This is a genomic window from Streptomyces sp. WZ-12, from assembly GCF_028898845.1.
Classification (GTDB): domain Bacteria; phylum Actinomycetota; class Actinomycetes; order Streptomycetales; family Streptomycetaceae; genus Streptomyces.
On the sequence record NZ_CP118574.1, the window covers coordinates 1,949,850 to 1,970,094 of the forward strand.

The 20,245-nt window shown below is 73.6% G+C and carries 14 protein-coding genes and 1 pseudogene; 5 read left to right on the plus strand and 10 right to left on the minus strand.

Going from position 1 to position 20,245, the window contains the following annotated elements:
- Positions 1–121 precede the first annotated feature (121 nt).
- Positions 122–1,354 (plus strand): Cmx/CmrA family chloramphenicol efflux MFS transporter, encoded by a 1,233-nt coding sequence (locus PV796_RS08380; RefSeq protein ID WP_274912291.1) that lies wholly within the window; start codon positions 122–124, stop codon positions 1,352–1,354.
- Positions 1,355–1,481: 127 nt separating this feature from the next.
- Here the strand turns inward: PV796_RS08380 and PV796_RS08385 are convergent, their stop codons facing one another.
- The gene (locus PV796_RS08385) at positions 1,482–3,425 is read right to left on the minus strand and encodes an FUSC family protein (RefSeq protein WP_274912292.1); all 1,944 of its coding nucleotides are present in this window, start codon (positions 3,423–3,425) and stop codon (positions 1,482–1,484) included.
- Positions 3,426–3,683: 258 nt separating this feature from the next.
- On the opposite strand from PV796_RS08385, the gene PV796_RS08390 reads away from it, so the two are divergent.
- A complete protein-coding gene (locus tag PV796_RS08390; RefSeq protein ID WP_274912294.1) occupies positions 3,684–4,679 on the plus strand; it encodes an FAD-dependent oxidoreductase in 996 nt (331 codons plus the stop codon).
- 13 nt (positions 4,680–4,692) lie between these two features.
- On the opposite strand, the gene PV796_RS08395 is transcribed toward PV796_RS08390, so the two are convergent.
- Positions 4,693–6,018, minus strand: coding sequence for a M14 family zinc carboxypeptidase (locus PV796_RS08395; protein WP_446750576.1), 1,326 nt, complete (start codon positions 6,016–6,018; stop codon positions 4,693–4,695).
- 85 nt (positions 6,019–6,103) lie between these two features.
- The gene (locus PV796_RS08400) at positions 6,104–8,065 is read right to left on the minus strand and encodes a Xaa-Pro dipeptidyl-peptidase (protein ID WP_446750577.1); all 1,962 of its coding nucleotides are present in this window, start codon (positions 8,063–8,065) and stop codon (positions 6,104–6,106) included.
- A gap of 165 nt (positions 8,066–8,230) precedes the next feature.
- Here PV796_RS08400 and PV796_RS08405 point away from each other — a divergent pair, with 165 nt between their 5' ends.
- A complete protein-coding gene (locus PV796_RS08405) occupies positions 8,231–9,718 on the plus strand; it encodes a M1 family metallopeptidase (RefSeq protein ID WP_274912296.1) in 1,488 nt (495 codons plus the stop codon).
- Between the two features lie 53 nt (positions 9,719–9,771).
- Here PV796_RS08405 and PV796_RS08410 read toward each other — a convergent pair whose 3' ends face one another.
- The 3 genes and pseudogenes from PV796_RS08410 to PV796_RS08420 all read right to left on the minus strand — a co-directional run bounded on the left by PV796_RS08410 (position 9,772) and on the right by PV796_RS08420 (position 11,559).
- Positions 9,772–10,647, minus strand: coding sequence for an oxygenase MpaB family protein (locus PV796_RS08410; protein WP_274912297.1), 876 nt, complete (start codon positions 10,645–10,647; stop codon positions 9,772–9,774).
- An 11-nt stretch (positions 10,648–10,658) separates the two neighbouring features.
- Entirely contained in the window at positions 10,659–10,964 is a 306-nt protein-coding gene (locus PV796_RS08415) for an oxygenase MpaB family protein (RefSeq protein ID WP_274912299.1), read from the minus strand.
- Positions 10,965–10,987: 23 nt separating this feature from the next.
- A pseudogene (locus tag PV796_RS08420) lies at positions 10,988–11,559 on the minus strand (TetR/AcrR family transcriptional regulator).
- 383 nt (positions 11,560–11,942) lie between these two features.
- On the opposite strand from PV796_RS08420, the gene sph reads away from it, so the two are divergent.
- A complete protein-coding gene (gene sph, locus PV796_RS08425) occupies positions 11,943–12,914 on the plus strand; it encodes a sphingomyelin phosphodiesterase (protein ID WP_274912302.1) in 972 nt (323 codons plus the stop codon).
- A 79-nt stretch (positions 12,915–12,993) separates the two neighbouring features.
- Here the strand turns inward: sph and PV796_RS08430 are convergent, their stop codons facing one another.
- The 3 genes from PV796_RS08430 to PV796_RS08440 form a co-directional block, all read right to left on the minus strand.
- Complete coding sequence (locus tag PV796_RS08430) at positions 12,994–13,527, minus strand: macro domain-containing protein (protein ID WP_274912303.1); 534 nt, start codon at positions 13,525–13,527, stop codon at positions 12,994–12,996.
- Positions 13,528–13,639: 112 nt separating this feature from the next.
- Entirely contained in the window at positions 13,640–15,082 is a 1,443-nt protein-coding gene (locus PV796_RS08435; protein WP_274912305.1) for an amino acid permease, read from the minus strand.
- Positions 15,083–15,211: 129 nt separating this feature from the next.
- Entirely contained in the window at positions 15,212–17,056 is a 1,845-nt protein-coding gene (locus PV796_RS08440; protein ID WP_274912307.1) for an AMP-dependent synthetase/ligase, read from the minus strand.
- A gap of 134 nt (positions 17,057–17,190) precedes the next feature.
- Here PV796_RS08440 and PV796_RS08445 point away from each other — a divergent pair, with 134 nt between their 5' ends.
- Complete coding sequence (locus PV796_RS08445) at positions 17,191–17,964, plus strand: MerR family transcriptional regulator (protein ID WP_274912309.1); 774 nt, start codon at positions 17,191–17,193, stop codon at positions 17,962–17,964.
- Positions 17,965–17,999: 35 nt separating this feature from the next.
- Here the strand turns inward: PV796_RS08445 and PV796_RS08450 are convergent, their stop codons facing one another.
- A complete protein-coding gene (locus tag PV796_RS08450) occupies positions 18,000–20,243 on the minus strand; it encodes a 3-hydroxyacyl-CoA dehydrogenase NAD-binding domain-containing protein (protein ID WP_274912311.1) in 2,244 nt (747 codons plus the stop codon).
- Positions 20,244–20,245 lie beyond the last annotated feature (2 nt).

Sequence of the window (20,245 nt, forward strand, 5' to 3'; positions counted from 1 at the left end):
CACCGGGCCGCCCGTACCGGGCAGGTCTTGTCATCGCGGTAGCCGGGGCTGCCGCTTCCCTCACCGGTCGTTCCGCGCGCGGTCCGGGCCGGTCCACGGTGTGGTTGCGGAGATCTTTCTGATGCCATTCGTCCTCTACGTGCTCGCGCTGGCGGTTTTCGCGCAGGGCACGTCCGAGTTCATGCTGTCCGGGCTGATCCCGGACATCGCCGCCGATCTGGCGGTGTCCATCCCGGCCGCGGGCGCGCTGACGTCGGCGTTCGCGGTCGGAATGGTGGTCGGGGCGCCGCTGATGGCGCTGCTCAGCCGGCGCTGGCCGCGCCGGCGCGCGCTGCTGGTCTTCCTGGTCGCCTTCCTGTTGGTCCATGTCGTCGGCGCGGTGACCACCAGCTTCGCGGTGCTGTTGGCCACCCGCGTGGTGGCGGCGCTGGCCAACGCCGGCTTCCTGGCGGTGGCGTTGGCGACCGCGGCCGCGCTGGTCGCGCCCGACGCCAAGGGGCGGGCGACCTCCGTCCTGTTGGGCGGCACAACGCTGGCCTGTATTGCGGGCGTTCCGGCGGGTGCCGTGTTGGGGCAGGAGTGGGGCTGGCGCGCGGCGTTCTGGGCGGTGGCCGCGGTGTCGGTGCCGGCGGTCGTCGCGCTGGTGCGGTCGCTGCCGGGCGGGACGGGTGTTCCCGGCGGTGCGGCCGGTGCCGGTGCGGGCGTCGCGGCGCCGGACGCGCGCGGTGAGCTGCGGGCGCTGCGCCGCCCGCGGCTGCTGGTGCCCCTGCTGCTGGGCGCGCTGGTCAACGGTGCCACCTTCTGCGCCTTCACCTACCTCGCGCCGCTGGTCACCGACGTCACCGGGTTGGGGGCGACCGGGGTGCCGGTGGTGCTGGCGCTGTTCGGGCTCGGCTCGTTCGTCGGCGTCACGGCCGGCGGGCGACTGGCGGACCGGCGACCCCGGCCGGTGCTCGCGGTCGGCGGGGCGGCGCTGCTCGTGGGCTGGGTGGCGTTCGCGCTGGCGGCCGGCGCTGCGGTGGCCGTCGTCGTGCTGGTCTTCGTCCAGGGGGCGCTGTCGTTCGCGGTCGGCTCCACCCTGATCACGCGGGTGCTCTACGCGGCGGCCGAAGCGCCCACGTTGGGCGGTGGTTTCGCCACCGCGGCGCTCAACGTGGGCGCGGCGGCCGGCCCTTGGCTGGGCGGCGTCGCGCTCGTCGCGGGCTTCGGCTACCGCGCTCCGCTGTGGGTCAGCGCCCTGCTGGTGACGGCCGCGCTGGCGCTCGGCGGGGCGGCGGAGGCGGTCCGGGCACGCCGGCGGGCGACCGAGGGGCCGGCCGGGGGCGCAACGGGGGTGCCGATGGGGGCTCCGTAGGCGATGCCGTGAGTCCGCGGGCGGTCCGGGTCCTGTAAGGGGGAGGTCCAACGTCCCTCCTCCGCCGCCCCGTTGGGGCAGTGCGCGGCCGCCCTGCGCTCCGTACGCGGGGCGGCCGTCCGTCCCCTCAGTGGGCGACGGCGTACTCCCGGAGCCGTTCCAGTTCGGTGGCGACGGCGGTGAGGGTGGCGCAGTCCGGGATGGGGCGGAGGGCCGGGGGCGGGGTGCCGGACGGGCGGCGGTGCGGGTCCTCCAGGGCGTCGGCCATGGCGGCCAGGGCGCGGCAGAGGCGCTCGGCCTCCTCCGGGCTCGGGCGGTGGGCGCCGCGGTCGAGGCGGACCGCGCAGGCGGTGGCGGCGTCGACGATGCGCTCCACGGCGGTGACGATGGTCAGCCAGTCGGGGTCGGCGGCACGGGCCGTGCGGAACTCCGCGGCGGCGGTCTCGGCGGCCGCGCGGGCCTGGGCCAGCGTCCGGTAGGCGTCCCGTCGCAGCGCCAACCGCCGGGCGGGATCGGTCTCGTCGGGCCGCGGCTCCAGGACGTAGCGCAGGAAGCGTTCGGTGCTGCGCAGGGCCTGTGTGACGCGTGGGCCGACGCGGCGGCGCGGGTCGGCCAGGCGCGGGAGGTGGCCGACGACGAGCACGATCGCGCAGGCGAGGGAGGTGTCGACGAGCCGTTCGCCGGCGGCCTGGGGCGCGCCGCCGACGTGCACGAAGGACAGCACCATCAGCGTGATCGCGCCGGTCTGGAGCGCGAAGTGCCGGGTGGCGAACGGCAGCAGCGCGCCGGCCGCGCCGGCGATCAGGGCGGGCCACCAGTCGCCGGGGAACAGCAGCCCGGCGACGGCGAAGACCAGGACGCCGACCGCGGTGCCGGCGAAGCGGTTGACCGTACGGGAGAACAGCGGGCCGAGGTCCGGCTTGACGAGGAAGGTGACGGTCGCCGGGAGCCAGTACCAGTGCTCGGCGCGGAGCAGCAGGGCCGTGGCGGTGCTGGCGCCGATGCAGAGGGCGACCCGCAGCCCGTAGTCCCGGGCGGCCGGGCCGAGGGCGCGGCGGGCGCGCGCCGGCCGGGCGGGCGGGGCGTCGGCGCCGGGCGCGGGCCGCGGCTCCGGCCGTTCCCTGGCGAACGCGACGGCGGCGTCCAGCAGCGCGTGGTCGAAGGCACCGCGGGCGGCGGAGCTGTTCTCCGGGGCGGAGAGCCGGCCCGGCGGCCGGCCGGTGCGCAGCGCGTCGGCGAACCGGCGGGGGCTCGCGGCGACCCGGGGCGTGAGCGGCCGGGCCTCCCACAGCAGCGCGACGCTGGCCTCGCACAGCGCGGTGGCGGCGGCGAACCGCTCGGCCAGCAGCAGTTCCTCGGTGCGGGCCGGGCGGCACAGCAGTCGACTGGTGAGGCGGCGCAGCCGCAGCGCCTCGTCGGCGCGGTCCAGGGCGGCGGTGAGGCGGCGCCGGGCCGGCTCCGCACCGGGACCGCCGACCGCCGCCAGGGCGTCGGCGAGCGCGTCGAAGACCGTGGCGACGGCGGCCCGTTCGCCGCTGAGCGGCCCGCCGGCTGGGCGCGGCGTCCGCAGCACGAGGCGGAGCAGGAGGAGCCAGAGGCAGCCGGCGAGGACGTACAGCGCCTTGGCCCAGGGCGCGCCGGGCAGCGGCATGCCGGCGCCGAGGACGGTGGCGGCGAGCATCTGCATCCCGGCGGTGGAGCGCACCGGTCCGGCGAGGCTGCCCGCGCCGGAGGCGAAGCCGACCACGGCCAGCGCCGGTACCACCCACCACCCCGCGTCGGCCGCCCGGAGCGATGCCCCCATCAGCATGCCGAGGGCCGAGGCCAGCGCGGGCAGGCCGATGTGGACGATGCCGGTGCGCCGGGTGCCGGGGCGGTCGTTGACGCCGGCCAGCATCGAGCCGAGGGCGGTCAGCACGCCGGGCGCCGGGTGGCCGGTGGCCAGTCCCGCGCCGAGCAGCGGTCCCGCGCAGAGCGCACCCCGGATCACCGCCGCCCACGGCACGGGCAGCCGCTGCCAGCGGAAGGGGTGGGCGAGCCAGGCGGGCAGGGCGCGCCGGTGGCGGGGCATGGGGCTCCTCGGGCGAAACGCGGACGTACGGGATACGGGGCGCGGCCACGGGGGTCGCGGGCGGATCCGAGGGGCGTCATCGGCCGACGGTGCCGGGGCCCGGCCGACGGCGCGGCGCGGGCCGGGCCTTCGGGGGCCCTACCAGCGTACTTTCCGTTTCCGTCCGGTTCGCTGCCGGAGGGTTACGTGTGCGTCACACCCGGACAAGATCCAGGCGACGGGGCACGGCAGGGAAACGGAACCCGAGGAGGCGCGGAGATGACCGAGGAGCGGGCGGTGGCCCCGGAGATAAGCGTGGTCGGCGGCGGGGTGATCGGGCTCAGCTCGGCGATCGTGCTCGCCGAGGCCGGCCATCGGGTGCGGGTGCTGGCCCGGGACGGGGCCGGCGGGACGACCTCGGCGGTGGCCGGCGGCCTGTGCTGGCCGTACCGGATCCGGCCGTACGAGGAGGCGGTCCGGTGGTCGCTGCGCTCGCTTCAGGTGTTCACCGGGCTCGCGGGGCGGCCGGCGGAGACCGGGGCGCGGCTGGTGGCGGGGGTCCAGGCGGACGCCGGGGGCGGCGCTCCCGAGGAGGGCCTGGAAGCCTGGTACGCGGCGGTGCCGGGGCTGCGGCGGGCGCGCGCCGAGGAGCTGCCGCCGGGGTGCGGCGCGGGGTGGCGAGCCCGCACGCCGCTGGTGGAGATGCCGGTGTACCTGCGGTATCTGGAGCGGCGGTTGGCGGCGGCCGGCGGGACGGTGGTGGCGCGGCCGGTGGCGTCGCTGGCGGAGGCGGCCGAGGGTGCCCGGGGGGTGGTGAACTGCTCCGGGCTGGGCGCTCGCGAGCTGGTGCCGGACGCCGAAGTGCACCCGGTCCAGGGCCAGTTGGTGATCGTGGAGAACCCGGGCGTGACGGAGTGGTTCAGCGCCGCCGACGCGGGGTCGGTGGACACCACGTACCTGCTGCCACAGCCCTACGGGCTGGTGCTGGGCGGGACGGCGCGGGAGGGCGCCTGGTCGCGGGAGCCGGATCCGGCGGTGGCGGAGGCGATCGTGGCGCGCTGCGCCCGGTACGTCCCCGAGGTGGCGCGGGCCCGCGTGCTGGCGCACCGGGTGGGGCTGCGGCCGGCCCGCCCGGCGGTGCGGTTGGCGGCCGAGCGGCTGCCGGACGGGACGGTGTGCGTGCACAACTACGGGCACGGGGGCGCCGGGGTGACGGTGTCCTGGGGGTGCGCGGACGAGGTGCTGCGGCTGGTGCGCGCGGAGCTGGCGGGCTGAGCCCGCCGCCGGCTCAGCGGTCGAGCGGCGCGGCGGCCACGAGGTGATCGTCGGCCCGCCCGTCGAGCAGCAACGGGACCAGCGCGCGCAGGGGTTGGCGCAGCGGCACGGTGGCGCCGCCGTCGCCGTCCCACCGCCAGTCCACGCCGTGCGCCGCGAGGACCGCGCGGACCCGGGCGAACTGCGCGGCGTCCAGCCGGTAGGCGCGCGGCGGGCGGGTCAACACCCGGTCCGGGGACGGGGGTTCGTTGTCGGCGCCGCCGAGGTAGACCGGGCCGCGGTCGGCCAGGCCGGCGGCCCGGGCCGCGGTGGTGGCCGTCTCGATGCGTCCGCGCTCCCGGTCGAGGAAGGCGAACAGGCCCTTCAGGGCGGCGCGTTGGGCGGCCACCCGGCGGCGGTTGCCGCCCGCCGGGTCGGCCGGCCCGGCGGCGAGCCGCTGGCCGTCGGCGCGGGTCTCCACGAGCAGCGCGACGGAGCCCTTGATGCCGGCGGTGTTGCGCAGGATGCGCTCCTGGCCGTCGCCGGCGACCTGCTTGACGGGGGCGCCGGTCACCGGGTCGGTCCAGATGCCGTAGACGCCGGTGCTGAAGCCGGCCCGTTGGGCGGCGGGGGCGACGAAGTACCGGGACAGCGCGGTGGAGGCGCGGTGGACGGGGGCCGCGGTGTTGCGGTTGCGCGGCCACAGGGAGAGCAGGTCGCGGTCGTACCAGGGCGGTTTGGGGGTGTACTCGTGCAGGTCGTAGACGGTGTCGGGGCGGTAGTCGCGGAGTACCGCGGCGATCGCCCGGGCCTCGGGGGTGGTCAGTGCGAGGTGGTCGCGGTTGAGGTCGGTGCGGTCGGCGTTGCCGCGGGTGTCGGCGGCCCGGCCGTCGGGGTTGGCGGTGGGGACGACCAGGACGCTGGTGTGCGCGAGGAGGCGGGTGGTGGTCGGGTCGGTGGCGCGGGCGAGGTCGCGGACGGTGCTCAGGCAGGCTTCCCGGCCGGCGGGCTCGTCGCCGTGTTGGGAGCAGATCAGCAGCACGGAGTTGCCGCGGCGGACGGCGGCGGGATCCTTGGGGGCCGGGGCGCCGATCCGGACGAGGCGCAGCGGGCGGCCCTGGACGGTGCTGCCGATCCGGTCGACGCGGACCCGCGGGGAGGCCCGGTCCACGGCCGCCAGGAACGCGGTCTCCTCCGGACCGCTGGTCCAACGGGCGCCGTGGCTGGTCTCGAATCCCGTGCGCGGAACGGGTGTTGGGGCGGCCGGCGCGGCCGGGAACGGGGCGAACGCGACGGTGCCGGCGGCCGCCAGGGCGCCGAGGGCGAGGCCGCGGGGGCGGGGTGCGCGCAGGGGTGCCACGGTGTGCCTTTCGTGGGTCGGCGGGTGGTGGGGCCGCCCCGTGCCCGCGGGGCGGCCCCTGGTCGTGCGATCGCCCTCGGTTTCCCTACGGCAGCCGGCTGAGCAGTGCCGGCGGGGCGATGCCGGCGGCGGGCCGGACCAGGTGGCCGGCCGTCGGGGAGCCCGCGGTGGCCCGGGCGAGGGCCGGGGCGCCGCCGGTCAGCGGGAGCCGGGCGGTGGTGCGGGGCAGGTCGAGGGTGAGGGTGGGGCGGGAGGCGGGCGGGTCGATCAGGTCCTTGTCGGTACCGGCGACGATGAGCGCGAGCCGGTGGCCGGCGGGCACGATGTGGTCGCTGGCGGCGAGTTGGACGGTGAGGGTGTAGGGCTTGCCGGGGGTGAGCGGGTGGCCGTGCTGCGGGTCGGTGGCGTGGCCGAGGTCGGCCCAGCCGCGGCTGAAGACGGTGAAGCCGACCTTGCGGGTGTCGGCGGCGGTGTCCTTGAAGCAGCCGGTGTCGCCGGTGGTGCCGGCGCCCCAGCAGCTCGTGGTGGTGCGGGTGACGATGCCCTCGCCGGCGCCGGCGTAGTTGCGGATGGTGTCCGGGCCGAGGTCGACGAGGACGGCGGAGAGGCGGGCGCTGGTGGTGCTGGGGGTGGCGGTGACGGTGACCGTGCCGGCGCCGGAGAGCCGCAGCGGGGCGGTCAACGGGCCGGTGGTGAAGCCCGCCTTGGCCGGGGTGGCCCGGTCGATGGCGCCGGCCCAGTCGGCCTCGCCCAGCTCGGGGTCGTCGGTGAAGGTGGCGCTCTGGCCGGCCGGGGTGGCGCGGGTGCCGAGCGCGCCGACGCCGGCGGTGGTGCCGTTGCGCGGGTGCAGGGTGACCGCCGCGGTGCCGGCGGCGGGCCAACGGGCGTCCGTGGCCCAGGAGTCGGGGTGGCGCTCGATGTCGGCCATGGGGGCGCGGTCGATGCCGTTGGCGTAGCCCATCAGGTAGTGGTCGAACCACTGGTGGAGGGTGCGCACCCAGTCGGTGCGGCGGTAGTCGAAGGGGTCGACGTGGCCGGTCTGGGAGAGCCAGATCTTGCGCTGGACGCCGTGCCGGGCGAGCGCGTCCCACCACTGGCCGAAGTGCTTGGTGCGGACGTTGAGGTCCTGCATGCCGTGGACGAGGAAGACGCTGGCGCGCACCTTGTCGGCGCCTCGGACGTAGTCCCGCTCGGTCCACAGGTCGGTCCAGTCGCCGTTGCGCGGGGCGCCCTTGACCAGTTTCTGTTGGACGGCGGCGCAGTTCTTGTGCGCGGCGGGGCTCTCGACGGCGCTGGCCAGGCCGTCGGGGCCGGAGTCGTAGAGCGGGGCGCCCTGTTGGAAGTAGTAGTCGTACCAGGAGGAGATGCCGGAGATCGGGACGATGGTCTTCAGGCCCGGGACGCCGGTGGCGGCGACGCCGTTGGCGATGGTGGCGTCCCAACTCTTGCCGATCATCCCGGTGTTGCCGTTGGACCAGTCCGCGGTGACGGCTCTGCCTCCGGAGCGGGCGGAGTAGCCGCGGGCCCGGCCGTTCAACCAGTCGACGACGGCCTTGGCGGACTGGACGTCGGAGCGGCCGCCGACGTCGACACAGCCGTCGGAGCGGTTGGTGCCGGCCAGGTCGACGAGGACGGTCGCATAGCCGCGGGGCACGAAGTAGTTGTCGTAGAAGAGCGGGAACTGGACCGGGCGGCCCTGGGCGTCATAGGTCTTCTTCTGGTTGTCGTTGCCGCGCCCGCAGCAGGAGTAGTACGGGCTGGCGTCCATGATCACCGGGACCTTGTGGCCCTGCTTGGCGGGCTCGGAGGGCCGGATGATGTCGGCGGCGACCCGGTCCGGGTGACCCCTGCCGTCGCCGTCGAGCCCGGTGTCCACCCAGACCGTCTCGCGGATGGCGTGGGCGTAGGAGTAGACGGGGGTGCTCTCCCCGGGCGCGCGGGCCGCGGACGCAGTCCCGGGGGCGGCGAGCAGTGCGAGGAGGGCGAGGACGGCGGTCAGGACGAGGGATTTCCAAGGGGGGTGGGGGGTTGCTCTGCGTATCGTCACGGGCGGACGGTAGCGCGGGTCAACTCCCGTGCAGAAGGGGGCGTTACGGGGTGCGTGTCGATGAGATGTCGGTCATGTGTCGGATGTGGCCATGGACATGACGCGGCACGCGATGCGCACATAGGCTCCGGAAGAGTTCCACCACCCCTACGAGTTGGAGGACTCGTGCGTCACAGACTCCTGGTGCCGGGTGCGGCGGCGCTCAGCCTGATGCTGGCGATCCCGGCGTCGGCGGCCGACTTCACACCCGGTGCCCCCGGCGTGGGCGACAGCTACTACCCCGAGAGCGGCAACGGCGGGTACCGCGTCTCCCACTACGACCTGCGGCTGAAGTACCAGCCGAAGACGGACCTGTTGGAGGGCACGGCGACCCTGCTCGCCAAGACCACCCAGGACCTCTCCCGCTTCAACCTGGACTTCGGCCTGAAGGTCAGCGAGGTCCGGGTCAACGGCAAGAAGGCCGCCTTCGCCACCTCCGGCAAGCACGAGTTGGAGGTCACTCCGCCCGCGGGCCTTCCCAAGGGCGAGGACATCAGCGTGGTGGTCCGCTACGCGGGCAAGCCCTCGGAGTTGAAGATCGACGGCTTCACCGCCTGGGCGCGCACGCCGGACGGCGGGGTGGTGGCGCAGGAGCCGGACTCGGCGGTGTGGTGGTTCCCCAGCAACGACCACCCCAGCAACAAGGCGACGTACGACATCTCCATCGCGGTGCCGGACGGCACCCAGGCGCTGAGCAACGGCGTACTGGCCTCGAAGACCTCCAAGTTGGGCTGGACGCGCTACAACTGGCGCTCGGACAAGCCGCAGGCGACGTATCTGACGACGCTGGCGATCGGCAAGTTCGACATCACCACGGACACCACCGCCGACGGCACCCCGGTGATCAACGCGGTCAGCCCTGACCTGGGCGCCAACCTGGGGTCGGCGCGGGCCAGTATCGAGCGCACCACCGAGGTCACCGAGTGGCTGGAGAGCGTCTTCGGCCCGTACCCGTTCAACTCGGTCGGCGGCTACGTCCCCAACGTCCCCGCGCACTACGCGCTGGAGACCCAGACCCGCCCCTTCTACGGCAAGCAGGCCTTCGACAAGGGGACGAACGTCTCGGTCGTGGTGCACGAGTTGGCGCACCAGTGGTACGGCGACAGCGTGTCGCTGAAGGACTGGAAGGACATCTGGATCAACGAGGGCTTCGCCGCGTACAGCCAGTGGCTGTGGTCGGAGAAGGAGGGCGAGGGCACCGCCCAGCAGTTGGCGGACTACGTCTACGCCCAACACCCGGCCGACGACCCGTTCTGGACGGTGAAGCCGGGCGACCCGGGCGCGGACAAGCAGTTCGACTCGGCGGTCTACGACCGCGGTGCGCTGGCCCTCCAGGCGCTCCGCGTCAAGCTGGGCGACAAGGTCTTCTTCGGCCTGCTGAAGTCCTGGCCGACCGAGCACCGGTACGGCAACGCCTCCGTCGGCGACTTCGTGAAGTTCGCCGAGCAGAAGTCCGGCAAGCCGCTGGCGGACTTCTTCGACACCTGGCTGTTCCAACCGACCAAGCCGCAAACCGGCGCGGGCGCCCGGGCGTTCGTCGCGCGGGGCCCGGTGGCCCAGCCCAAGTCCTGGAAGCAGATCGCGGCCACCCACGACGTGCACGACGGCCGCTGACACGGGCGTCCGGGCTGTGGTCGGGCGCGCGCCCGACCACAGCCCGGACGCCCTCAGCGGTGGGCCGCCCGGTACTCCCGGCGGGCCCGCCGCGCGGCCGGCAGGAACCGCAGCCGCTCCGGCAGCACCGGGACCACCAGCCGCACCACCAGGCCCAGTCGGCGCAGTCGGCGCTCCTGGGCGTCGGTCCACGGCAGGCCGATGGCGCGCCGGGCGTCCGGCGGCATCAGCCCGATGGTCAGGAACCGGCGGAAGCGGAGGAAGCCCGGCCGGAGCGCCGGCCAGCTCAGCCGGAGCAGCAACCGCAGCCACCGGGGACCGCGGTCGGGCGCCGGCACCGGCTGGTCGGTGGCGATCAACTCCCGTACCACCGCGGTCTGTTCGATCTCGGTGTCGAGAACCTTGCGGTAGTAGGGCCAGAACTCCTCGATGGTCTGGGGCATGTCCCGGTCGTGGATGCCGAGGATCCGGCCGACCCGGAGCCACTCCGCGTAGAGCTGCCGCTCCTGGGCGGGGGTGAAGGGACGGCCGAGGTAGCGCTGGGCGTGCCGGAAGACGGGGTAGCCGGTGGCGTGCACCCAGGAGAAGTAGGCGGGGGTGAGCGCGTGGTAGGTGCGGCCGTGCGCGTCGGTGCCCTGGATGGTCCGGTGCAGTCTCCGCAACCGCCGGCCCTCCTCGGCCGCGGCCGGCCCGCCGTACACCCAGAGCTGGTACGAGGCGAGGGACCGCTCGCCGCGGCCCCAGGGGTCGGTGCGGAAGACCGAGTGGTCGTCGACGCCCGCGCCCACCGCGGGGTGGGCGACCTGGAGGGTCAGCGCGGCGGGCAGGGACAGCAGGGTCCGGACGTCCCCGACGAGCGACCAGAGCACGCCGCCGGGCGGTGGGGGTGCGGGGTCGGTGGGTTCGGGCGCCTTTCGTACCGTGTTCATACCGTTACTCATCATACGGCGGCCCCCAACGGCCGGCGGGTCCACGGGTCGGTACCGGGCCGGTGGGTGGCCCAGTAGGCCAGGAAGAGCGCCGGGGTGATCCGCAGCGGCGGCGGCACCGGCGCCATCAGGCACCGCACCACCCGGGCGAACCTCCGCAGCCGCCGCTGCTGCCGGTCGCTCCAGGCGAGCCCGAACCGCTCGCGGAGGACGGGCGGCAACGTGCCGACGGTGACCAGCAGCGCGTAGTGGGCGGCGAACGAGGCGGCGACCCGCGCCGGCGCTTCCGACTGCGCCCTGGGCGCGGCCGTCCTCACCAGCGGCCGGCGGCCGGCTCCGCTCAGCGGTCCAGCAGCGGAGTCGGATACCTCCGGGCGAACCCCCTCGCCTGCTCGTCGTCGTTCAGCGCGAAGCAACTCACCGGATTCAGCAGGAAGGAGACGGTGATCCGGACCATCAGCTCGGCGACCGCCGTCGGATCCCCCGCGACCTCCCCGGGAACGCCCCCTCCTGCCGCTGCGCCCTGCGCAGATGCCCCGCGAGGTATCCCCGCATCGCCAGGAACGAGGGCCCGCTCTCCAACGTGAGGTACGGCAGCATGGTCTCCGGCTCCAGCCGCAGCAGCCCGCCGATCAACGGGTGCCCCCGGATCAGCCGCAGGACGGCGGCGAACCCCTCCACCATCCGCTCCTCCATCGTCGGCAACCCGGCCACCGCCGCGTCCACCTCGGCGACGAAGTGCCGATACTCGCGCAGCGGCACCCGTTGCACCAACTCGCCCTTGCTGCCCACCCGTCGGTACACCGTGACCCGCGAGACCCCGGCCCGTTTGGCCACGTCGTCGACGGTGGACCGGCGCAGCCCGAAGGTCATGAACTGCTCCCGCGCCGCGCCCAGGATCCGCTCGGTCAGCGCGCCCCGTCGCCCGGCCCGCTCTCCAGCGCCCGGGCCAGCAGCCGCCCTTCGTCCGCCATCGGTCCCCCTCCGCAGAGCCGCCGCCCACCGACGGCACCCCGCCAGCGACAGACACACTGACCGAATCACGTCGTAACGACGCCCAGCGCAACGGGCATTCCGCGGCGCGGACGGCCTTCCCGCCAGCGGGTGGGGCGCGCCCACGACCCGGCCGCGGCCGGCGACTTGTGCACCGAGGGGCTCCGGCGGGACGCCACCCGCGCGCGCCGTGATCCGTCCATCTCCTACCCGCCGGGAGGTTACCTAGAAGTAACCCAGGCTGATTTGATGTGCGTCGCCGGTTCATTCCCGCCAACCCCCCATCTGCACAGGGAGATTCCGTGCCGCACTCCGCGCAGCGTACGTCCCGGGCCGCCGCGATCGCCGCGGCCCTCGCCGCCACGCTGGCCGTCGCGTCCCCCACCGCGTCGGCCGCGAGCGCCCCCCGGCTCAAGGTGCTCACCTACAACACCTTCCTCATGAGCAAGAACCTCTATCCCAACTGGGGCCAGGACCACCGGGCCCAGGCCATCCCCGCCGCGGACTTCTTCCACGGCAATGACGTCGTCGTGCTCCAGGAAGCCTTCGACAACTCCGCCTCCGACGCCCTCAAGTCCCGGGCGGCCGCCGAGTATCCGCACCAGACCCCGGTGGTCGGCCGCAGCAAGAGCGGCTGGGACGCCACCGGCGGCGCCTACTCGTCCGTCGTGCCCGAGGACGGCGGGGTGACGCTGCTCAGCAAGTGGCCGATCCTGCGCAAGGAGCAGTACATCTACAAGGACTCCTGCGGCTCGGACTCCTTCTCCAACAAGGGCTTCGTCTACGCGGAGTTGGACGTGGCCGGCGCCAGGGTGCACGTGGTCGGCACGCACACCCAGTCCACCGACTCGGGCTGCAGGGCCGGCGAGGCCGCCGCCGACCGCGCCAAGCAGCTCAAGGAGATGAACGCCTTCCTCGACGCCCGGCACATCCCGGCGGACGAGGAGGTGATGGTCGCCGGCGACTTGAACATCGACTTCCACGGCGCCGAGTACCAGGCCCTGCTGGCCAACGGCGACCTGGCCCCCGCGGACAGCCGCACCGGCCACCCGTACTCCTTCGACACCCACGAGAACTCGATCGCGTCGTACCGCTACCCGAACGACCCCCGCGAGGACCTGGACTACGTGCTGTTCCGCAACGGCCATGCCCGGCCGGCCGGTTGGCGCAACACGGTGGTCAAGGAGGACTCGGCGCCCTGGACCGTCTCCAGTTGGGGCAAGAAGTACACCTACACCAACCTCTCCGACCACTACCCGCTCGTCGCCGGCTGATCCGGCGCGCGGTCCGTAGCCCCGGTGGCCCCCTGACCTCGTGGACCCCCTGGACCCCGCGGGACGGCAGCCCGGAGCGTCAGCCGTCGTAGACCGTCACGGCCACCCCGCGCTCGACCAGCCGGCGGGATATCAGCGGCTCCATCCGGGACCAGGTCCCGCCGGCCAGGCCGCAGCCGATCCGCGGCATGTGGACCGAGGCCCCCACCTCGACGGCCCGCTCCGCGACCCGGCCGAGGCCCGCGGCTATCGCCTCGTACCGCACCGGCGCCCCCGTCCCGCCGATGGGGGCGCCCGCCGGTCGATCGGAGCCGCGGACCCGGCGGGCCGTCCCGCGCTGCCCGATGACGTTGGCCACCCACAACTCCTCGCCGACCGGCACGAATTGCACGGCGCCCAGCCCGAAGTCGTTCCCCGCGCGCTCCCGGTACCAGCGGCGGTAGGCCCGCTCCGGCTCCGGCCAGCGGCGGGAGAGGGCGCGGACGAAGCCCTTGCCCCAGCCCCCGACGTCATTGCAGACGTGCACGATCATCTTGACGCCCGCGCCCTGCGGCGCGGTGGCATCACCGTCGACATAGGTGATGGCGGCGTCGATCCCCGTTTTCTCAGCCATGTCCCAACGGTACGGGCGACCACTGACAACGGGCCGGACGCGCCAGGGCGGCCGCGGTGCCCCTCGGGCCCCGCGGCCGCCCAATCAGCGCGAACCTCCGTCCGCGCGCGCCCTATTCGGCGAGTTCGCGCTCCTCCGCGATCCGGCGCACCCGGCCGCGCACCACGAACCAGCCGACGACCAGGGCCGCCGCGAGGACCGGAACCATCAGCACGGTCTGGCGGCCGACGCCCTTGTCGAACCACATCAGCACGATCACCCCGAGCAGGAAGACGATGGTGGCGATGTCCGTGACCGGCGTGCCCGGCAGTCGGAAGCGCGGGCGCTCCAAGAGGCCCGCCTTGGCCCGGCGGACGAACGCCATGTGACAGACCATGATCGTGCACCAGGTGCTGATGATGCCCAGCGCCGCGATGTTGATCACGATCTCGAACGCCTTGCCCGGCAACCAGTAGTTGAGCCCGACGCCGAGCACGCACACCGTGGAGGTGAGCATGATGCCGCCGTAGGGGACCTGGCTGCGGTTCATCCGGGCGGCGAACTTCGGCGCGGAGCCGGCCATCGACATCGAGCGCAGGATGCGACCGGTGGAGTAGAGGCCGGAGTTGAGGCTGGACATCGCCGCGGTGAGCACGACGAGGTTCATCACATCGCCCGCGTGCGGGATGCCCACGTGGGACAGCACGGTGACGAAGGGACTCTCGTTGGCGCTGAAGACGTTCCACGGCAACAGCATCGCCAGCAGGAGCACCGAGCCGACGTAGAAGATCCCCACCCGCCACATGATCGAGTTCACGGCCTTGGGCACGACCTTCTGCGGATCGCTGGTCTCACCAGCGGTGACGCCGACCAGTTCGACCGCGGAGTAGGCGAAGACCACGCCCTGGAGCACGACCACCACGGGCAGCAGACCGGTCGGGAAGAGCCCGCCGTGGTCGCTGATCAGATGCAGGCCCGGGGTGTGTCCGTCGACCGGGTGCTGGGTGGCCAGCAGGAAGATCCCGATGAACATGAAGGCGACCAGCGCCGCGACCTTGATGATGGCGAACCAGAACTCCAGCTCGCCGAAGATCTTCACCGAGATCAGGTTGACCGTGAGCACCACTGCCAGCGCGATCAGCGCCATCACCCACTGCGGGATGCTGGTGAACATGCTCCAGTAATGCGTGTAGAGGGCGATCGCGGTGATGTCGGCGATACCGGTGGTCGACCAGTTGACGACGTACATCCACCCCGCGACGTAGGCGCCCTTCTCGCCCAGGAACTCCCGGGCGTAGGAGACGAACGAGCCGGACGACGGGCGGTGCACCACCAGTTCGCCGAGGGCCCGGACGACGAAGAAGGCGAAGAGGCCGCAGACCGCGTAGGCGATGGCCAGCCCGGGACCGGCGGAGTGCAGTCGGCCGCCGGCTCCCAGGAAGAGGCCGGTGCCGATCGCGCCGCCGATGGCGATCATGTTGATGTGCCGGCCCTTGAGGGCCTTGCTGTAGCCGGCGTCCCCCGCGTCCTGCCGGATCCCGCTCCCCCCGTCCGATGATCGCTCGGATGCATCCACGACGGTTTTTGTGCTCACTACTGGTTCATCTCGCTTTCGGAGAGCTCGACCACGACTGGCACCGCGGGTCGCGCGAACGGCCAGTCGGCACACCTTCCCCGAAGAGTGGCCCCCCGTCTGTGTGCGACATCACATGGCGTACATTCGCTCTAGGGTCTGTCCGTGTTTGTGGCGAATGACATGCCGGCGGAGCTTCAGCGACGGCGTTAGTTCGCCACTCTCCGGCCCCCATTCCTCGCCCAGCAGCGAAAATCGCTTGACCTGTTCGGTGCGGTTCAGCTGGGCGTTGGCCGCCGCCACACCCCGCTCGATCTCCGCCCGGACCACCGCATTCCGGGCCAACTCCGCCAAGCTCCCCGGCACTCCGTGCCGCGCCGCCCAGGCCGGGGCCAGCTCCGGGTCCAACACCAGCAGCGCCACCAGATACGACCGGCCGTCGCCGTGCACCAGTGCCTGCCCGATGAGCGGGTGTTCCTTGAGGGCGTTCTCGACCAGCGCCGGCGAGACGTTCTTGCCGGTCGAGGTCACGATCATTTCCTTCTTGCGGTCGGTCAGCCAGAGGAAGCCGTCCGCGTCGATCCGCCCGATGTCGCCGGTGCGGAACCAGCCGTCCGCCCCGGTGACCGGCTCCACCGTCCCGTCCGCCCGCAGATACCCCGCGCACACCGTCCGGCCGCGCACCTCGATCTCCCCGTCCGCGGCCGTGCGCACCACCAGCCCGTCGAGCGGCCGGCCGACCGAGCCCAGGCGGAACGCCCCCGGGGCGTTGGTGGTGGCCACCCCGACCGTCTCGGTCAACCCCCACGCGTCCATGATCACGATGCCGAAGCCGGCCCAGAACCGCACCACCTCCTGGGGCATCGGCGCCGAGGCGCTCGCCGTCCACACCAGCCGGTCGAAGCCGGCCGCCGCCAACAACGGATCCAGCACCTCCGCCTTCGCCGTCGCGTACGCCGCCGCCAGCCCGGCGGGCGGTCGCTCCCCGCGCTCCCGGCAGGCGACATGGGCGCGGGCGGTCTCCGCCGCCGCGGCCAGCGCCCGCCGGCGCTCCTCGGGCAGTTGGTCCAGTACGGCCCGGACCGCGGCGGTCAGCTTCTCCCACACCCGCGGCACCCCGAAGAACTGCGCCGGCCGCAGCTCCCGGGCGAGCGCCCCGACCTGCGCCGGATCCGCGCAGAGATAAACGTGCGAGGCCCGGAAGACCGGCAGGTAGAGGCCCAACATCCGCTCGGCGATGTGCGCGAAGGGCAGGTAGCAGAGGTGCTCGACGTGGTGCGGGAGCTCCACGACGCCGTCCAGCGCCACCGCGTTCTGCACCACCTGGCGGTGGTTGATCACCACGCCCTTGGGATCGCCGGTGGTCCCGGAGGTGTAGACGACGGTCAGTGAGTCCCCCGCCCCGCCCCGGCGCCACTCGGCCTCGAACTCCCCCGGCTCGTACGCCGCGGCGCCCCGGGACCGCAGCGCGGCGAAGCTCTCGTGCCGACCGTCCGCCGCCCCTTCGGGCCGCGCCCCGTCCCCCGGCTCGACGGTCACCAGCCGTTCCAACCGGGCCGCCGCATCGTCGAGCAGCGGCGCCCAGCGCGCCCGCTCCCGAGGGCCCTCCACCACCGCCAGCCGGGCCCGGCTGTGCCGTGCGATATGCGCGATCTGGCCCAGCGCGGCGGTGCCGTAGACGGTGACCGGCACGGCCCCCAGATGCACCAGGGCGAGATCGCTGAGCCAGTGCTCGGGGCGGTTGCCCATCATCAGCAGGACGATCTCCCCGCGCCGGACGCCGAGCGCCCGGAAGCCGGCGGCCAGTTCACCGATCCGCCGGCGGGCCGCCGCCCAGCTCAGCGTCCGCCAACCGCCGGCCTCCGGGGCGCGCCACGACAGGGCCGGCCGCGCCCCGTGGTCCTCGGCGTTGCGCAACAGCAGGGCGGGCAGCGTCAGTTCGCCCGGATCACCGGGCATGCGCAGGGGCGTGGTCATGGCGGCCTCCCGAGAGGGTGGGACGTGCGCTGCGGACCGTACGAGGGCCCGGGTCCCGCCCGGCGGGAGCCCGGCTGTGCGAGGGAGCGGTGAGAAGGTTTCACAAGGCTGGTGAGACAGCAATACTGTTGAACATGATGGAGTCCGCGCCCGACCTGACCGTCGACGAACTCGCCGCCCGCGCCGGCGTCACGGTCCGCACCATCCGCTTCTACAGCACCCGCGGACTGCTGCCGCCCCCCGAGATCGGCCCGCGCCGGGTCGGCCGCTACGGACCGGACCACCTCTCGCGGCTCGCACTGATCGAGGAGCTCCAGCACCAGGGCCTGACGCTGTCCGCCATCGAACGCTACCTGGCGCAGTTGCCGCCCGATCTGAGCGCCCAGGACCTGGCCATCCACCGGGCCCTGGTGGCCAGTTGGCTACCGGACCAGGCGGAGGACGCGACCCGGGACCAATTGGAGCGGCGGGTCGGCCGGGAGCTGACCGAGGAGGACCTCGACCGGCTGGCGGCGATGAACGTCCTGGTGCGGACCGAGGACCCCCGGGTCTTCCGGGTCGATCCGGGGCTGCTGCACCTGGGGGCGCGGCTGCTCGACGTGCCGATCGCGCTGGAGACGATCCTGGCGGCGCGCACCGTCGTCATCGAGCACACCCGCTCGGCGGCCCGCGAGCTCAGCCGGCTCTTCAAGGACGAGGTATGGGAGCCGTACCGGGACGGCGGGGCGGACGCGGCGGAGGTGGCGCGGGTGAAGTCGCTCTCGGCGCACATGCAGCCGATGGTGGTGCAGGCACTGGTCACCGCCTTCCAACGGTCGATGAAGGAAGAGCTGCGGGAGTGGCTCGGCGCCGGCGAGCGCGACGGCCGGGAGGGCCGGGACGCGGACGACGGCCGGCGCGGAGGCTGAGGGGGCGGGCCACCGGGCCCGCCCCCCACACCCACTCAGTCGGTGAACTTCTCGCCCCGCTCGGCCTTTTCGACCAGCGACGCGGGCGGCGCGAACCGGTCACCGTAGGCGGCCTGGAGCTCGCGGGCGCGGGCCACGAACCCGCGCAGACCAACGAGCTCCTCCCGCCCTGACCCGGCGAACTCCTCCCGCCCTGACCCGGCGAACTCCTCCCGCCCTGACCCGCCCTGGTAGCCGTTGATGTACTGGAGCACGCCGCCGGTCCAGCCCGGGAAGCCGATGCCCAGGATGGAGCCGATGTTGGCGTCGGCGACGGAGGTCAGCACGCCCTCCTCCAGGCAGCGGACGGTGTCCAGCGCCTCGGAGAACAGCATCCGCTCCTGCATGTCCACGAACGGGACGGCGGTGCCCGCCCGTTGGAAGTGCTCCCGCAGCCCCGGCCACAGGCCGGTCCGCTTGCCGTCCTCGCCGTACTCGTAGAAGCCCCCGCCGCCGCTGCGCCCGGGGCGGCCGAACTCGTCGACCATGCGGTCGATGACGGCGTCGGCCGGGTGCGGCTCCCAGGTGCCGCCGGCCTCCTCGACGGCGCGCCGGGTCTCGTTGCGGATCTTCCGCGGGAGAGTGAGGGTCAACTCGTCCATCAGGGACAGCACCTTGGCCGGGTAGCCGGCCTGGGCCGCGGCCTGCTCGACGGAGGCCGGGTCGAGGCCCTCGCCGATCATCGCCACGCCCTCGTTGATGAACTGGCCGATGACGCGGGAGGTGAAGAAGCCGCGCGAGTCGTTGACGACGATGGGCGTCTTGCGGATCTGGCGCACCAGGTCGAAGGCGCGGGCCAGCGCCTCGTCGCCGGTCCGCTCGCCCTTGATGATCTCCACCAGCGGCATCTTGTCGACCGGCGAGAAGAAGTGCAGGCCGATGAAGTCCGCGTCCCGCTCGACGCCCTCGGCGAGCGCCGTGATCGGCAGGGTGGAGGTGTTGGAGCACAGCAGCGCGTCGGGCGCGACGACGTGTTGGATCTCCTTGAACACCTTGTGCTTGAGGGCGACGTCCTCGAATACCGCCTCGATGACCGCGTCGCAGCCGGCGAGGTCGGTGGGCTCGGCGGTGGGGGTGATCCGCGCCAGCAGCTCGTCCCGCTTCTGCTCGGTGGTGCGCCCCTTGGCCAGCGCCTTGGTGAGCAGCCCCTCGGAGTACCCCTTGCCCCGCTGGGCCGCCTCCAGCGTGACGTCCTTGAGGACGACCTCGATGCCGGCCTTGGCGCAGGCGTAGGCGATGCCGGCGCCCATCATGCCGGCGCCCAGGACGCCGACCTTCCGGACCGTGCGCGGCTCGATGCTCTTGGGGCGGCTCCGGCCGGCGTTGACGGCCTGGAGGTCGAAGAAGAACGCCTGGATCATGTTCTTGGAGACCTGGCCGGTGACCAGCTCGACGAAGTAGCGCGCCTCGATGGTCTGCGCGGTCTCGAAGTCGACCTGGGAGCCCTCGACGGCCGCGGCGAGGATGTTCCGCGGCGCCGGGTAGGGCGCGCCGGCAAGCTGCTTCTTGAGGTTGGCGGGGAACGCCGGGAGGTTGGCGGCGAACTTCGGGTGGGCCGGCGTGCCGCCGGGGATCTTGTAGCCCTTGACGTCCCAGGGCTGCTGGGACTCGTGGTGGGCGTCGATGAACTCCCGCGCCTTGGCGAGCAGTTCGTCGGCGCTCCGGGCCACCTCGTGGATCAGCCCGTTGTCCTTGGCGCGGGCGGCGTTGTACTGCGTGCCCTGGAGGAGGACCTTCAGCAGCGCGTCGGTGATGCCCAGCAGCCGGACGGTGCGGGTGACGCCGCCGGCGGCGGGCAGCAGGCCGAGGGTGACCTCGGGCAGGCCGATCTTGGTGCCGGGGGTGTCCAGGGCGATGCGGTGGTGACAGGCAAGGGCGATCTCGTAACCGCCGCCCAGCGCCGCGCCGTTGATCGCGGCGACGACGGGCTTGCCGAGCGTCTCGATCCGGCGCAGGTCTCGCTTGATGCCGTTGCCCGCCTCGAACGCCTGCTGGGCGTGATCGGGGGTGACGGCGATCAGGTCGTGCAGGTCGCCGCCGGCGAAGAAGGTCTTCTTGGCGGAGGTGAAGATGATGCCGCGGATGCCGTCCCGCTCGGCCTCCAGCCGGTCGGCGACCGCCTTCAGGGAGGTCTTGAAGGCGTCGTTCATGGTGTTGGCGGACTGGTCGGGGTCGTCCAGGACGAGGGTGACGACGCCGGTCTCGTCCTGTTCCCAGCGGATGGTGGTGGATTCACTCATGG